The 13,925-nt window shown below is 43.6% G+C and carries 16 protein-coding genes; 13 read left to right on the forward strand and 3 right to left on the reverse strand.

The genetic code is table 11. The features are described 5' to 3' along the window. Window positions 1–146 precede the first annotated feature (146 nt). Window positions 147–1,262: a DUF5776 domain-containing protein gene (locus ACYVRS_RS08205; RefSeq protein ID WP_461203136.1), complete on the forward strand. Its 1,116-nt coding sequence runs from the start codon at window positions 147–149 to the stop codon at window positions 1,260–1,262. Window positions 1,263–1,518: 256 nt separating this feature from the next. On the opposite strand, the gene rpmG is transcribed toward ACYVRS_RS08205, so the two are convergent. Further along, window positions 1,519–1,668: a 50S ribosomal protein L33 gene (gene rpmG / locus ACYVRS_RS08210; RefSeq protein WP_005229384.1), complete on the reverse strand. Its 150-nt coding sequence runs from the start codon at window positions 1,666–1,668 to the stop codon at window positions 1,519–1,521. A gap of 135 nt (window positions 1,669–1,803) precedes the next feature. Beyond that, entirely contained in the window at window positions 1,804–2,763 is a 960-nt protein-coding gene (locus ACYVRS_RS08215) for an ABC transporter substrate-binding protein (RefSeq protein WP_461203137.1), read from the reverse strand. Between the two features lie 193 nt (window positions 2,764–2,956). On the opposite strand from ACYVRS_RS08215, the gene ACYVRS_RS08220 reads away from it, so the two are divergent. The 8 genes from ACYVRS_RS08220 to ACYVRS_RS08255 all read left to right on the forward strand — a co-directional run bounded on the left by ACYVRS_RS08220 (window position 2,957) and on the right by ACYVRS_RS08255 (window position 8,682). Next, entirely contained in the window at window positions 2,957–3,748 is a 792-nt protein-coding gene (locus ACYVRS_RS08220; protein WP_054116479.1) for an ABC transporter ATP-binding protein, read from the forward strand. After that, complete coding sequence (locus ACYVRS_RS08225; protein WP_461203138.1) at window positions 3,745–4,728, forward strand: FecCD family ABC transporter permease; 984 nt, start codon at window positions 3,745–3,747, stop codon at window positions 4,726–4,728. The genes ACYVRS_RS08220 and ACYVRS_RS08225 overlap by 4 nt, the downstream gene beginning before the upstream one ends. Then, window positions 4,725–5,708: a FecCD family ABC transporter permease gene (locus ACYVRS_RS08230; RefSeq protein WP_313538701.1), complete on the forward strand. Its 984-nt coding sequence runs from the start codon at window positions 4,725–4,727 to the stop codon at window positions 5,706–5,708. Before ACYVRS_RS08225 ends, ACYVRS_RS08230 begins: the two co-directional genes overlap by 4 nt. 84 nt (window positions 5,709–5,792) lie before the next feature. After that, window positions 5,793–6,350 carry a 5-formyltetrahydrofolate cyclo-ligase gene (locus ACYVRS_RS08235; RefSeq protein ID WP_461198291.1) on the forward strand — a complete coding sequence of 186 codons (558 nt, stop codon included), beginning with the start codon at window positions 5,793–5,795 and terminating at the stop codon, window positions 6,348–6,350. Then, a complete protein-coding gene (locus ACYVRS_RS08240) occupies window positions 6,347–7,027 on the forward strand; it encodes a rhomboid family intramembrane serine protease (RefSeq protein ID WP_312498982.1) in 681 nt (226 codons plus the stop codon). The genes ACYVRS_RS08235 and ACYVRS_RS08240 overlap by 4 nt, the downstream gene beginning before the upstream one ends. 18 nt (window positions 7,028–7,045) lie before the next feature. Continuing rightward, complete coding sequence (locus ACYVRS_RS08245; RefSeq protein ID WP_313538697.1) at window positions 7,046–7,255, forward strand: YqgQ family protein; 210 nt, start codon at window positions 7,046–7,048, stop codon at window positions 7,253–7,255. Further along, on the forward strand, window positions 7,255–8,220 hold the full coding sequence (locus tag ACYVRS_RS08250; RefSeq protein ID WP_312498984.1) for an ROK family glucokinase: 966 nt from the start codon (window positions 7,255–7,257) through the stop codon (window positions 8,218–8,220). Before ACYVRS_RS08245 ends, ACYVRS_RS08250 begins: the two co-directional genes overlap by 1 nt. A gap of 60 nt (window positions 8,221–8,280) precedes the next feature. After that, window positions 8,281–8,682 carry a rhodanese-like domain-containing protein gene (locus ACYVRS_RS08255; protein ID WP_054116486.1) on the forward strand — a complete coding sequence of 134 codons (402 nt, stop codon included), beginning with the start codon at window positions 8,281–8,283 and terminating at the stop codon, window positions 8,680–8,682. Between the two features lie 127 nt (window positions 8,683–8,809). On the opposite strand, the gene ACYVRS_RS08260 is transcribed toward ACYVRS_RS08255, so the two are convergent. Further along, window positions 8,810–8,977: a DUF3042 family protein gene (locus ACYVRS_RS08260; protein WP_082348657.1), complete on the reverse strand. Its 168-nt coding sequence runs from the start codon at window positions 8,975–8,977 to the stop codon at window positions 8,810–8,812. Window positions 8,978–9,126: 149 nt separating this feature from the next. On the opposite strand from ACYVRS_RS08260, the gene ACYVRS_RS08265 reads away from it, so the two are divergent. Genes ACYVRS_RS08265 through ACYVRS_RS08280 form a run of 4 tightly spaced genes read left to right on the forward strand, consistent with a single transcriptional unit; the run spans window position 9,127 to window position 13,839 of the window. After that, window positions 9,127–10,284 (forward strand): galactokinase, encoded by a 1,158-nt coding sequence (locus ACYVRS_RS08265; protein WP_313538695.1) that lies wholly within the window; start codon window positions 9,127–9,129, stop codon window positions 10,282–10,284. A 40-nt stretch (window positions 10,285–10,324) separates the two neighbouring features. Further along, entirely contained in the window at window positions 10,325–11,314 is a 990-nt protein-coding gene (galE, locus tag ACYVRS_RS08270) for a UDP-glucose 4-epimerase GalE (RefSeq protein WP_461203139.1), read from the forward strand. A 14-nt stretch (window positions 11,315–11,328) separates the two neighbouring features. Further along, window positions 11,329–12,810 carry a UDP-glucose--hexose-1-phosphate uridylyltransferase gene (gene galT, locus ACYVRS_RS08275; RefSeq protein ID WP_313538691.1) on the forward strand — a complete coding sequence of 494 codons (1,482 nt, stop codon included), beginning with the start codon at window positions 11,329–11,331 and terminating at the stop codon, window positions 12,808–12,810. A gap of 33 nt (window positions 12,811–12,843) precedes the next feature. Further along, window positions 12,844–13,839: a LacI family DNA-binding transcriptional regulator gene (locus ACYVRS_RS08280; RefSeq protein ID WP_313538689.1), complete on the forward strand. Its 996-nt coding sequence runs from the start codon at window positions 12,844–12,846 to the stop codon at window positions 13,837–13,839. Window positions 13,840–13,925 lie beyond the last annotated feature (86 nt).

Here is a 13,925-nt window from a genome sequence, read left to right on the forward strand (position 1 = left end):
TGGGTGGAATTATCCTGATGAACTTGACACAGAAAATCTTAGTTACCTTTTTAGCAACGTTCTAGAAAATGCTAGAGCTTTGGAACAGGAGGAAGAGTGACTGATAATTCCGCAATCGTCAGCGATAAATGAATGGAGGGATATATATGATTCAAATTGATGAACAAGAAAAGTACGTTTGGTTAGCTTGTGCAGACGGATGGCGACGATACGCAGGCCACACAGCAACTGTAGATGACATGCGAGTTTCGATTGTTATAGCACCAACAGATAGCCTTGCAGTTTATGATTTAGCTTTTTCGGACCTTTCGTCAGGAGCTAGCATACTCAAATTAAAGTTGAACATTATAGATGTTGCATTCAGCAAGACAAAAGAACAAGCTTGGGGGACAGGTGGATACCATGAAGTCATTTTGCGGGATGGTTCGGTACAAAGGATCTATAATGACAATGTGACGACTAATGGTGTTGGCAACCATAATAGCAAAACATATCACATTTGTGTGGTTGGTAATGGATCGTTTACTGCAGAACAAGAAGCAGCTTTCGATGCTCGAGCACGTGCTGCAATGGATCGTTTTGGTCTTAAAGTAGATGATGTTTTGGGACATAATGAGTTTTCTGGACATACCTCGAATAGCTGTCCTGGAATCAATATGACAACTGTACGCAATCGGTTGAAAGGTTCTTCGAATAATAACTCATCTACGAGCACCTTTAACATCAATAATTATCACACGACTAAATTTAATCAAATCCGATTGGTTAAAGCTGATTGGGCCTATAAAGAAGTATCACTTAAAAATAGAGTTGGTGATATTGTGCCAAAAGGTACAGTTTTGACAGTCACAGGATTGGAATATAGCGGACAGTATCCAAGGTTTAAGCTTAAATCTGGACTGTACATTACAACTCGAAAAGATACTGTTGAAGAGTATAAAGCTAGTAGCTCAAACAACACTGCTGTAGCAACGCCTCCAGCGAATGTTTGGCATAGTCGCTCAGGTACTGTGACGGTGACTGCAACTGCTGGCATTAATTTGCGTGGTACATCTAGTGGGGATACGACTACACCGTCCAATCTAGGTATCCTTGCTTTATTGACACGTGGTCAGCAAGTGAAGTACGATCGGGTACTAGTTCAGCGCAACGGCCATGCCTTTGTCCGTCAGCCACGATCAGGCAGATATGGTTGGTTAGCGATCGGACCGACCAAAGACGGTAAGGTGACGTCCTATTGGGTGTCAGGTATTACAATTTAAGCATAAAGCCCTGTCCTTTAATTGGATAGGGCTTTTTTGCGTTCTTCAATTTATTATTCTAGATCTTGCAACATTAATTAAGAGATACGTCTTTGATATATCCCTTGGTAACTGAGCGGCTAAGGATGTGTTTCAAAAATTATAATAGAAGAAAAGTTCGTTTGTTGTGGGTCAATATGTGGGTCAAATTGAGATATTCAAAAAAAGAAGTTCGCAAACGCCTTGGTTATCAGCGTTTATGAACTTCTTAATTGTATTATTTTGTTTCGCGGTGTAAAGTAACTTTTCTTTCACGTGGGCAATATTTTTTCTTTTCCAAACGATCAGGATTGTTACGTTTGTTTTTATTAGATAAGTAGTTGCGTTCTTTGCAAGAAGTGCATTCTAATGTGATGTTTACGCGCATGATTTTCCCCCCTCACCATTCAAGAATCCTCCAAGAAATCTCTCAGACTAAAATATAATAGCATGATTTGAAAGGGAAAGCCAGTCTTTTTGTGTATTTTGTTAAGTAAAACTACTTGACGAATCGTGGCTACATTTATTTGAGTTTGCTTTGAATATCTTCGATCATTTTGGTATAGGCGATCGGTCCGTTGTATAACCAGCTGGATTCTGGTCCAAATTCCCATAAATTGCCATCTTTGACAGCTTTGAGATTTTGCCAAACTTGATCATTGAAGAAGTCGGCACCTTCATCACTATTGACCAAAATCAGATAATCTGCATCCAATTCTGCAAGTTTTTCTAACGAAACAGCAGACCAGTCCGCAGTGGCTGTTTCGCTGATTTTCGTGACTAAACTAGGAACTGAAAATCCAAGTTCTTGGTACAATAATTGACCGCTTGATTTGGTTTGTGCAACCATGAAAGCCGAGTTATTGACGACCCATAGGACGGCCACGGATTTGCCTTCGATTTTATCTGCATACGTTTCTTTCGTTGAAGCAACCAAATCATCGTAATCTGTTTCAACTTGCTTTGCTTGATCTTCTTTATGCAATACTTTGGCAATATCGTTTAAACGATCCCGCCAAGTTACGTCTTCGCCGTTGGTCACGACATAGGTTGGGGCGATTTTGCTGTATTGGGCATATTTATCACCTTCAATCATTGAATTGCTATCCATTAATAGTAAATCTGGTTCGTAGCTTAACACATCTTCGTAAGGTAAATCGTAGTTGATACGTGGGACATCAGCCAATTTGTCTTGCAAGTAGGCTTGATCGCTGTCATTGCCGACGGTCCATTGCGCAACTGGCGTCACATCTAAAGCCACCAGATAATCCTCTAAATAGCTGGCGATCACACGCTGGGGATCGGCAGGGATCGTGACTTCATTGCCGGCAGCATCGGTCAATGTTGTTTCAACTGCGGCACTTGTTGTTGTGTCTGCTGTGCTGTCATTGGTTTCATTGCTATTGGAACATGCACCCAGCACCACTAGTGAAAGCAAAGAAAGCATCGCTAGCCATTTTTTTGCTTGGAATCGTTTTGTCATTTTTATCCTCCTTTGTTCTCAATTGAACGATCATTCTATTAAGTGAGAATGATTCTCAATCCATAAAGGTATTATTGCGAAGAAAGCTGTTTTTGTCAATCTTAAAAAGAGATTTTTTCACAGCTATTGACGAATCAAAGAAAAACAAGCATAATTGATAATCATTATCAGTATGTATGATTGAGGAAGAATTATGGCGAAATTAAGAACAGTTGACTTGACGGTCGGCTATCAAAAACAAAAAATTGTGCAACATCTAACAATCGAGATTCCAGAAGGACAAATCATTGGATTGATTGGACCAAATGGCAGCGGAAAGTCGACCTTATTGAAGGCACTGGCGCGGGTCTTGACACCCTTATCGGGAGACGTGTTTTTGGATGAAAAACAGCTCCATCAAATCAAAACCAAAGAAGTGGCTGGTCGAATCGCTCTTTTGTCGCAAATCAGTGATTCTTCCATCGGCTTGTCGATTCGCGAAATTGTCTCCTATGGTCGCTACCCGTATCAAAAAGGGCTCAGCGGTCTATCCCAAAAAGACCTTGAAGCGATTGAGTGGGCACTGCAGGCGACTGGACTTGAGGCACTGGCCGACGAAAATATCGGGACGTTGTCAGGCGGTCAAAAACAGCGAGTATGGATCGCGATGGCGTTGGCACAGGATACCGATATTGTGATTTTGGATGAACCAACGACTTTTTTGGATCCAGCGCATCAATTAGAAATATTGTTGTTGCTGCAGCAAATCAACCAACAGTATGGGAAAACGATCATTATGTCGATCCATGATCTGAACCATGCATCGCGCTTTGCCGACTATATGTATGCCTTAAAAGCTGGGATGCTGCTGACGTGCGGTACACCTGAGGAAGTCTTGACCACCCAGTGGCTCAAAGATTTATTTGATATCGAAGCCACATTGACAACCTTTCCCAATAGTCGCAAACCATTGATTTTGACGTATGATTTGGGGGCAGAGTCATGAAACGATTTACTTGGCTTTTGCTTTTCGCTTGTCTCCTTTTCATCGGTATTTTCTTTCTGGCGATCACACAAGGTGCCGCCGATATTTCTTTGCAGACAATCAAAGAAGCGTTCTTCGACTTTGACTATCAAAATCAATTACACCAAGTGCTGCGTAATATTCGTTTGCCACGGGTATTGGCATCTTTTCTCGTAGGCAGTTGCTTTGCGGTCACTGGTGCCATCATGCAGGGAATCACCAAGAATCCGTTAGCGGATGGTGGGCTCTTAGGGGTCAATAGTGGGGCAGCGGTTGGGTTGGCGATCGCTTTTATTTTGTTTCCAAAGATCCAACCAAGTCAGGCAGCACTTTTTTCTTTTTTAGGAGCGTTCATTGCTACAGCCTTTTTGTTTTTACTTACGAAGTATGCACGCTTAGGCATGTCGCCGACGGGCTTGATTTTAGCTGGGGTGGCGTTAAGCTCCTTCTTTTCAGCCATCAGCCAAACATTGTCCTTACAGTTTGACTTGAATCAAGATCTGGCTTTTTGGTTCATAGGCGGAGCGGCGAATGTGACATGGGCACAATTGTGCTTTGTCACACCGATTTATGTACTGGCCATTCTATTGACACTAGGTATGGGGAAATCGCTCAATCTTTTGTCTTTAGGGGATGATACAGTGATCGCCCTTGGCAAACATCCTCAAGGAATACGAGGTGCTGCCTTATTGGTAGTGGTGGTTTTAGCCGGGATGGCGGTATCGTTGGTAGGGCCGGTCAGTTTTATTGGTTTGATGGTCCCCCATGTGACGCGGGGGTTGGTGGGTAAAAATTATCAATTGATTCTGCCGTTGACAATCATTGGCGGCGGCACGCTGGTCATGGCGGCGGACTTGGTTGGTCGCTTGATCAATCCACCGTTTGAAACACCTTTTGGCGCGATTTTAGCCTTGATCGGTGTGCCTTTCCTATTGATCAAGATTCGGAGGGAGCAAGGATGAAGAAAAAAGTGATGATTGTTTACTTTGTGCTGATTGCCGCATTCCTGGCTAGTGTGATGATCGGCAAAACGTTTCTTTCCTTCCGCGTCTTGCTGGATATGCTGCAAGGGATTGCTTCCAGCAGCCAAGTGCTCACGTTGTTTTCCTTTCGTTTGCCGCGGGCTTGTTTGGCACTGATTGCTGGACTGGCTTTTGGTTTTTCTGGTTTTGCATTGCAAGGTGTGACGCGGAATGCATTGGCAGACGCAAGCATCTTAGGCATCAATAATGGCGCTGGGTTATTCGTGATCGTCTATTTGGGCTTTTATGCGCAGGGGTCGTATTTGCTGCCGTTGGTTGGTGTGATAGGGGGCTTATCAGCAGCGCTGCTCGTATACTTTATCGCATACAAATACCGGCAACTCTTGTCAATGGAACGGGTCATTTTGGCTGGGATCGCGGTCAATGCAGGATTGGCTGCAGGAACGCTGCTACTGACGGTCCAACTGTCAAAGGATCGATACAGCTTTGTGACCTCATGGCTTTCAGGCGCAATCTGGGGGACGTCGTGGACCCAGATTATCAGTTTGCTCCCTTGGGTCATCCTACTGGCGGGTGCTCTTTTTTGGACAGTGCCATTATTGAATCTGCTAGGATTTGGGGAAGAACAGGCAATTAGTTTGGGGGTTTCCCTCACGAGATTGCGTACATGGTTTCTTTTATTGGCTGTCGGATTGGCTGCAAGTACCGTTGGTTTTACTGGTAATTTGGCTTTTGTCGGTTTACTGGCACCTCATATCGCCAAAGGGATCATCGGAAAAGAATCCCGCACCGCGTGCGTTTTATCTGGGATGATAGGAAGTATCTTGGTTTTGGCCAGTGATACGATTGGTCGTCTGATATTGACAAGTGGTGAGATACCAGCAGGGATCATTATCTCACTGGTAGGCGCGCCTTATTTTTTATATCTATTGATTCGTCAAAAAGCATCGTCAACGTGATACGTAGAGAAAAACGAATTTTCTCTCATTCGCGTTTGCTTTTTGACGCTTTTTTTTGGTACTATCTCTGAGAGGAGTGATTTCATGGAGAAAGCTTTTTTGAGAAAACAGATGATCAATACATTAGAACAACTCCCTAAAAAACGGAAACAGAAGAAAGAAAGATTGATGCAGCAAATGCTGTTTGCCTCTCAAGCATGGCAAAATGCGTCATCGATCGGGGTGATTCGCGCACTTCCTTTTGAGTTTGATACCCAACCAATCTTTGCACAGGCGATCAAAGAAAATAAGCGGATCGCCGTACCTAAAACGATCGACAAAGCATTGCATTTTTTTGAGGTAGATGGAGATACACTTTATCAAAAGTCCGCCTTCGGTGTGGAAGAACCCATCAGTGAAAAAGCTGCACTGCATTTGGACCTTGTCCTTGTGCCAGGTTTGATTTTTTCGACTACTGGTTATCGAATCGGGTTTGGTGGCGGCTATTATGATCGGTTTCTAGCAAATTATAGAGGAAAAACGATATCTTTGGCATTTTCAGAGCAAATCAATGATGCATGGCAGCCAGAAGCCTTTGATATCCCAGTGGATAAAATCATTACCGACAGCTATGATGCAACAAACGAAGGAGCAGTACGATGAATACTTTGATGAAAAAATGGCGGAACCAGCCATTCTTTACTTATTTGTTTTTGGCGATTCAAACAATTGTTTTTATTCTCGGTTATTTGACACCGATGATCCAGGCCGGTGGTGTGATGTATGGTCCTTTTGTGGCGTATATGCACGAATACTGGCGTTTTGTCACACCGATTTTTCTGCATTTCGGTTTGGCGCACTTCGCGATCAATTCAGTGATCTTGTATTATATGGGGCAGCAAGTGGAAGCTATATATGGCCACAGCCGCTTTTTTTGCTTGTATATCCTAAGCGGGATCATGGGCAATGTGATGAGCTTTGCCTTTAACCAAGTAGGTGTACAATCGGCAGGCGCAAGTACTTCTTTGTTTGGTTTATTTGGCGCCTTTTTGATTTTGGGGCTGCATTTCAAAAACGATTACCGCATTCAAGCGATGGTGCGGCAGTTCGCTTTATTTGTTGGATTGAACCTTGTGTTTGGTTTGTTTGATCAATCCATAGATATTTGGGGTCATGTCGGCGGCATCATCGGTGGACTGTTAGTGGGGAACCTTTTGGCATTGCCCAAAAATTACGGAAAGTATTCTATTCATACCCGAATCATCTCCGGTATTGTCTTTGTTTTCTTATTGGTGATTTTTGTGATATATGGTTTAAAAAAATATCAAATACTTGTATAATAAGCAGGAAGTGGTTCTATGGAGACGTTATATGACGTACAGCAATTACTGAAACAATTTGGTGTTTATATTTATGTAGGCAAGCGTATTTACGATATTGAGTTGATGCAGATCGAATTGAAAAACTTTTATGACAGTCGTTTGATCGATCAAGATACCTATATGACCGCTTGGCACATCCTTAAACGTGAACATCGAATAGAAGAAAGTCGGGAGGAAAAATTGTGATGGACAAAAAAATCATCGGCATCGATTTAGGCGGCACGACAGTCAAATTTGCTATTTTGACAACAGAAGGAGAGATTCAACAAAAATGGAGTATTGACACCAATATTCTTGATGAAGGTGCCCATATCGTGCCGGAAATCGTTGAATCGATCAATCATCGTCTAGGTTTATATGATATGAAACCTGAAGACTTTATCGGCATCGGCATGGGGACCCCAGGCAGTGTAGATCGGGATAAAGGCACGGTGATCGGTGCATACAACCTGAACTGGAAAACTTTGCAGCCTGTCAAATCGTTGATTGAAAAAGGAACAGGTATTGCTTTTGCTATCGACAACGACGCCAATGTTGCAGCTTTAGGGGAACGTTGGAAAGGTGCTGGTGAGAATAATCCTGATGTCATCTTTATTACATTAGGCACCGGTGTTGGCGGCGGCATCATTATGGAAGGTCAGCTGCTTCATGGTAAAGCTGGCTGTGCTGGCGAGATTGGCCATATCACAGTAGACCCTGAGGGCTATGAATGTACTTGCGGCAAGCGCGGTTGTCTAGAAACGGTATCTAGTGCAACGGGCGTTGTGAGGGTCGCACGAACTTTAGCTGAGGAATATGCGGGAAATTCTAAATTGAAACAACAATTAGACAATGGCGAAGAAGTATCAAGTAAAGATATTTTTGAAGCTGCACAAGCCAATGATCCTTTTGGGTTGATGGTCGTTGATAAAGTTTGTTTCTATTTGGGCTTAGCCTGCGGTAATTTAGGCAATACCCTTAACCCAGCAAGTATTGTTCTGGGTGGCGGCGTTTCGGCAGCGGGAGAATTTTTGCGCAAACGCGTGGCAGCTTATTTTGCCAAGTTCACATTCCCTCAAGTCACTGAAAGTACCGAAATCAAATTAGCAGAATTAGGCAATGACGCAGGTGTGATAGGCGCCGCATCATTGGCATTGCAATTCGCAAAATAGTCGTGGTCAACACGACTGATCATCACCAATGAAGTAAGAGCAGAGAGGATAGAGGAAAACATGTCACCAATTATGTGGGTCAATCTTGTTTTGGCACTGATTATTTTAGCAATCGCCCTAAACTGGGGTTATTTTCAAATCATGGGGCGACGATCAGCAACGATCATTCCCGAAGATGAATTCAAAGCAGGAATGAAGAAGGCACAAGTGATCGATGTACGTGAAAAAAATGAATTTGACAGCGGCCATATTATGGGTGCCCGCAACATTCCTTTTACGGTGCTAAGCAATTCTTTTGGCGCGTTTCGCAAGGATCAGCCAATCTATTTATACGATACGCGAAAATCATTGAGTATTCGAGCGGCCAATAAATTACGTAAAGAAGGCTTCACCAATGTCTATATCTTAAAAGAAGGATATGAAGGTTGGAGCGGCAAGACCAAAAAGAAAACAACCGTATAAAAAAGTTGAAAAAGTGTGTTTACGTTCCCGTAGACAGACTTTTTCTTATTTTAGCGCAAAGTTTCGGCTGCAGCACAGAAAAAAACGCCAACCAATGAATGGTGGCGTTTTTTTATTGTGAAGAAAATCAGCGCGCAGCACTTTTGCGCATTGCCCGTTTGCGTTTTTCGTCATGGGCAGCTTGTTGTTCATCGATTGGATCAATCACTTGTTTTTTGACAGTCAAAACTACGCTTGCTGCAGCGGCTACTGTTGCTGCTGTACCGATCAGAAATCCGGATAAAAATCGTTTCATCTTCAAACACCTCGCCTTTATTGATATCTTCATTATGCGCCAAAGAACAAAATAAATCAAAAATTACACGTTTTCCATGAGTAAACTCTTGATAAAATTTAGTAAATATTTTATAATAAATTTACTAAATAGGATAAAGGAGCGAGAATATGGATACATTAGCACGCATTTTTGAAGAACGATTTGGTGAAGCTGGAACAAACACGTACTTTGCACCAGGAAGAATCAATCTGATTGGAGAACATACCGATTACAATGGTGGCTATGTCTTTCCAGCAGCGATTACATTAGGCACATATGCAGTTGCGCGTAAGCGTGAAGATCAGCAAGTCCGTTTGTATTCGGAGAACTTTCCTGAGATTGGGACCATTTCTTTTGCTTTGCATGCACTAGATTACCGCAAGGAAGACAATTGGACCAATTATCCCAAAGGCGTCTTACGCTATCTGAAAGAAGCCGGTTATGCCATCACAACTGGTTTTGATGTCGCATTTTATGGCAATATCCCAAATGGTGCTGGTTTATCCTCTTCGGCTTCGATCGAATTGCTGACAGGTGTCATGTTGGAAGATTTATTTGACCTGTCATTAGATCGTTTGGATCTAGTGAAAATCGGCAAAAAAGTGGAGAATGAATTTATTGGTGTCAATTCAGGGATCATGGACCAATTTGCGATTGGCATGGGACGAAAAGATCATGCACTGCTTTTAGATACAAATACATTAAATTATGAAGTTGTGCCAGCCGCATTTGGTGAATATGTGATTGCGATCATGAATACCAATAAACGTCGTGAACTGGCAGATTCGAAATACAACGAGCGCCGCGCGGAATGCGAAGAAGCCTTGGCACGCTTGCAAACCAAGTTAGCGATCGATTCACTAGGTGCATTGGATGAAGCGACCTTCTTTGCCAATACAGATTTGATTGGCGATAACACTTTGATCAAGCGTGCCAAACACGCAGTAACAGAAAATCAGCGCACATTGAAAGCAAAGGCCGCATTGACTGCAGGGGACTTAGTGACATTTGGTCAATTATTGAATGACTCGCACACCTCGCTAAGAGATGATTACGAAGTCACAGGCGTTGAATTAGATACGTTAGCTGCAGCCGCGCAAGCACATCCAGCAGTCTTAGGTGCCCGAATGACTGGCGCAGGTTTTGGCGGATGTGGGATTGCATTGGTCAAAGCAAGTCAGTGGGATGACTTCAAAGCGCACGTATTGGCCGCTTATGCAGACAAAATCGGCTATGCAGCAGACATTTATCAAGCGAGTATTGATGATGGGGCGCGAAAACTGTAGAATAAGGAACGTGAAAGAAATCAAGAAAGAAGGCTGAAAAATGACGATTTTAGTTTTAGGTGGTGCAGGATACATCGGCTCACATGCGGTGGATCAACTGATCAATCAAGGAAAAGAAGTAGCAGTCGTTGATAATTTATTGACAGGACATCGTCAAGCAGTCCATCCAGCAGCAACATTTTATCAAGGCGACATTCGTGACATAGACTTTTTGCAAAAAGTCTTTGAAAAAGAAACCATTGAAGGTGTGATCCATTTTGCAGCCAGCTCTTTGGTCGGGGAATCTGTCGAAAAGCCATTGAAATATTTTAATAATAACGTCTATGGCATGCAAATCTTGCTTGAAGTCATGCAAGCGCATGCCGTGAAGCATATAGTCTTTTCTTCAACAGCAGCGACATATGGAGAACCAGAAGAAAGCCCGATCACGGAAATGACGCCCACCAATCCCAAAAATCCATATGGTGAAAGTAAACTAATGATGGAAAAAATGATGCGCTGGTGTGATGAAGCCTATGGCATGAAATTTGTTGCTTTACGCTACTTCAATGTCGCTGGTGCCAAAGCGGATGCCACGATAGGAGAAGACCATGATCCAGAAACACATTTGGTCCCAATCATTTTGCAAGCCGCATTAGGCCAACGAAAAGAAGTCGCCATCTTTGGCGATGATTATGATACACCAGATGGTACTTGTATTCGTGATTACGTCCATGTGGAAGATTTGATCGCGGCACATTTGTTGGCGTTAGACTATTTGCAAAAAGGCAATGAGAGCAATGTCTTCAATCTAGGCAGCAACAACGGCTACTCGGTCAAAGAAATGGTTGAAGCAGCCCGTACCGTGACCGAAAAAGATATTCCAGCGCGGATCGCACCACGTCGCGCTGGCGATCCAAGTACATTGGTGGCTTCCAGTGATAAGGCGAAAGCTATTTTAGGCTGGCAGCCAAAATATACGACCGTTGAAGCAATCATCGAAACTGCCTGGAAGTGGCATGTCAGTCATCCAGATGGTTATCAAGATTAGGAGGCACTTGACCTATGACGATCAGTCAAACAATTAGTGATTTTGTCACGTTGGCGATCAAAGCAGGGGGCTGGATGGCGCTGGATCGCATCTATTTGCAGAACCGCGTGTTGGCAATGATCGGTGAAGATGTGATGGAGGAAACTGTGCAGCAAGAACCGGCTTCTTCGTTGGACTTGATGGATACCCTTGTTGAAAAAGCCATCGAAAACCAGGTGATTGGCGATACAATGGCCCAACGCGAACAGTTCGAAGCCCAACTGATGGATTATTTGACACCGCCGCCATCAGTGGTCAATGCATTTTTTGCGCAGCATTATGCCACAGATCCCAAAGCAGCGACGGATTACTTTTTTGCATTGTCTAAACAAAATGATTACATCAAAACCAGAAGTATTGCAAAGAACATTGTTTTCCCAGTCAAAACGGAGTATGGCGATCTAGAGATTACCATCAACTTATCAAAACCCGAAAAAGATCCGAAACAAATCGCTGCAGAAGGAAAAAGCAGTCAAGTGGATTATCCCAAATGCATGCTTTGTTTGGAAAATGAAGGCTATCAAGGCAGAATCAACTATCCAGCGCGCGCCAACCATCGTATCATCCGTATGAATCTGGATCATGAGGCATGGGGGTTTCAATATTCGCCATATGCTTACTACAATGAACATTCGATTTTTCTCTCACTGGAACATCGGCCGATGAAAATCGATCTGCAAACCTTCAGTCGGTTGTTGCAGATCGTTGAAGTGATGCCCCATTATTTTGTGGGTTCGAATGCAGATTTGCCAATCGTGGGCGGCTCGATTCTATCCCACGATCATTACCAAGGTGGTCGGCATGAATTTGCGATGGCAAAAGCAGCTGTCGAAAAAGAATTCAGTTTGACTGGATTTGCCGATGTCACAGCCGGCATCGTGAAGTGGCCCATGTCAGTGATCAGACTGCAAGCCAAAGACAAGCAGAAGTTGGCCTTGGCGTCAGATTATATTTTGGCCCAATGGCGTAATTACTCTGATCCAACTGTATCGATCAATGCCTTTTCCATAGATGGAACGCCGCATCATACGGTCACACCAATCGCGCGCAAAAAAGGCGACCTGTTCGAAATGGATCTCGTATTGAGGGACAATAATATATCTGAAGAACATCCGGATGGTATCTTTCATCCCCATAAGAATGTGCAGCACATCAAGAAAGAAAATATCGGCTTGATCGAAGTCATGGGGTTAGCAGTCTTGCCGCCGCGCCTAGTGCCAGAATTAAAAGAAGTGGCCAAGTATCTCCTTGATCAACCCAATCAAATGGCAGACTATCATCACGTGTGGGCAGACCAGTTGAAAGCAGCACATCCCAATCTGACCGAGGCAAACGCAGAAGAAATCTTGCAGGAAGCAGTAGGGCATATTTTTGCCGAAGTGTTGGCCCATGCTGGAGTCTTCAAACGTGATGCGGCAGGTAAAGCTGCCTTCCAGACATTTATCGATCAGTTGTGAGCCAAACCATCTATGAGGAAAAGGAGGGATAGCATGGCTACGATCAAAGATATTGCGCAGCAAGCAGGTGTCTCGCCGGCAACTGTGTCTCGCGTCTTAAATTACGATAGTGAATTATCCGTAAGCGCTGAAACCAAAGAAAAGATCTTCAAAGTTGCCGAGGCGCTGAATTATACCAAGCATAAGAAAAAAGCTGCTGAAACCAGCAGCATTCGGCTGATCCAGTGGTTCGATACGGAAGAAGAATTGGCGGATCTGTATTATTTAGCGATTCGCTTAGGGATTGAGAACAAAGCAGAAGAGTTAGGGATTCGCCTGCTCAAGGAACCCTTCGATACCTTGTCAGATACACCTGTGGACGGAACAATCACGATTGGCAAATTTGGCGATCAACAGATCCAGCAATTGAAAAAAAGTCAGAAGCACCTCTTAATGGTTGATTTCGATGCCCTTTCTTATGGGGTCGACTCATTAGTGGTGGACTTTCAGCAAGCGGTAGATCTCGTGATCGATGCCTTTATAGCGAAAGGCCATCAAAAAATTGGTTTGCTTTCTGGCATCGAATTTACCAAAGATCATCAGCAAGAAATCTTTGACCCGCGGCGTTACTTTTTTGAAGCCCGTTTGCGACAGCTGAAATTGTATGACGCCAACTATTTACTGCAAGCACCGTTTACCGTTGAAGGCGGCTATTTAGCCATGAAGGACTTTCTGGCACAAGAGCGGCCATTGCCCACTGCTTTTTTTGCCTCTAGTGATGCGTTAGCTATTGGCGGGATGCGGGCACTGCAAGAAGCTGGCATCAGCATCCCAGAAGATATCGCAGTGATCGGCTTCAATGATGTCAGTGTGGCGAAGTATGTGACACCGGCTTTGTCTACGATCAAAGTGCATACGGAATGGCTTGGAGAGCTAGCAGTCACTACCCTCATGGAATTGATTGCCTCACCAGCACCGGTACCCAGAAAAGTAACGATTGCTACGGAACTGATCAAACGTGCTTCCAGTGCACATCAAGCAAACACATAAAATGGCCTAATGAACAATACCAAAGTTTAAACAGCAAGACGATGGCTATGCCTGTATCCAAAGGCATAGTATCTGACGCTTGTTTA

It is taken from the genome of Enterococcus salsurae (assembly GCF_054784955.1).

Bases quoted from the DNA above. Each gene is read 5' to 3' on its own strand.
- ACYVRS_RS08205 (WP_461203136.1), top strand. From the start codon at position 147: ATGATTCAAATTGATGAACAAGAAAAGTACGTTTGGTTAGCTTGTGCA.
- rpmG (WP_005229384.1), bottom strand. From the start codon at position 1,668: ATGCGCGTAAACATCACATTAGAATGCACTTCTTGCAAAGAACGCAAC.
- ACYVRS_RS08215 (WP_461203137.1), bottom strand. From the start codon at position 2,763: ATGACAAAACGATTCCAAGCAAAAAAATGGCTAGCGATGCTTTCTTTG.
- ACYVRS_RS08220 (WP_054116479.1), top strand. From the start codon at position 2,957: ATGGCGAAATTAAGAACAGTTGACTTGACGGTCGGCTATCAAAAACAA.
- ACYVRS_RS08225 (WP_461203138.1), top strand. From the start codon at position 3,745: ATGAAACGATTTACTTGGCTTTTGCTTTTCGCTTGTCTCCTTTTCATC.
- ACYVRS_RS08230 (WP_313538701.1), top strand. From the start codon at position 4,725: ATGAAGAAAAAAGTGATGATTGTTTACTTTGTGCTGATTGCCGCATTC.
- ACYVRS_RS08235 (WP_461198291.1), top strand. From the start codon at position 5,793: ATGGAGAAAGCTTTTTTGAGAAAACAGATGATCAATACATTAGAACAA.
- ACYVRS_RS08240 (WP_312498982.1), top strand. From the start codon at position 6,347: ATGAATACTTTGATGAAAAAATGGCGGAACCAGCCATTCTTTACTTAT.
- ACYVRS_RS08245 (WP_313538697.1), top strand. From the start codon at position 7,046: ATGGAGACGTTATATGACGTACAGCAATTACTGAAACAATTTGGTGTT.
- ACYVRS_RS08250 (WP_312498984.1), top strand. From the start codon at position 7,255: ATGGACAAAAAAATCATCGGCATCGATTTAGGCGGCACGACAGTCAAA.
- ACYVRS_RS08255 (WP_054116486.1), top strand. From the start codon at position 8,281: ATGTCACCAATTATGTGGGTCAATCTTGTTTTGGCACTGATTATTTTA.
- ACYVRS_RS08260 (WP_082348657.1), bottom strand. From the start codon at position 8,977: ATGAAACGATTTTTATCCGGATTTCTGATCGGTACAGCAGCAACAGTA.
- ACYVRS_RS08265 (WP_313538695.1), top strand. From the start codon at position 9,127: ATGGATACATTAGCACGCATTTTTGAAGAACGATTTGGTGAAGCTGGA.
- galE (WP_461203139.1), top strand. From the start codon at position 10,325: ATGACGATTTTAGTTTTAGGTGGTGCAGGATACATCGGCTCACATGCG.
- galT (WP_313538691.1), top strand. From the start codon at position 11,329: ATGACGATCAGTCAAACAATTAGTGATTTTGTCACGTTGGCGATCAAA.
- ACYVRS_RS08280 (WP_313538689.1), top strand. From the start codon at position 12,844: ATGGCTACGATCAAAGATATTGCGCAGCAAGCAGGTGTCTCGCCGGCA.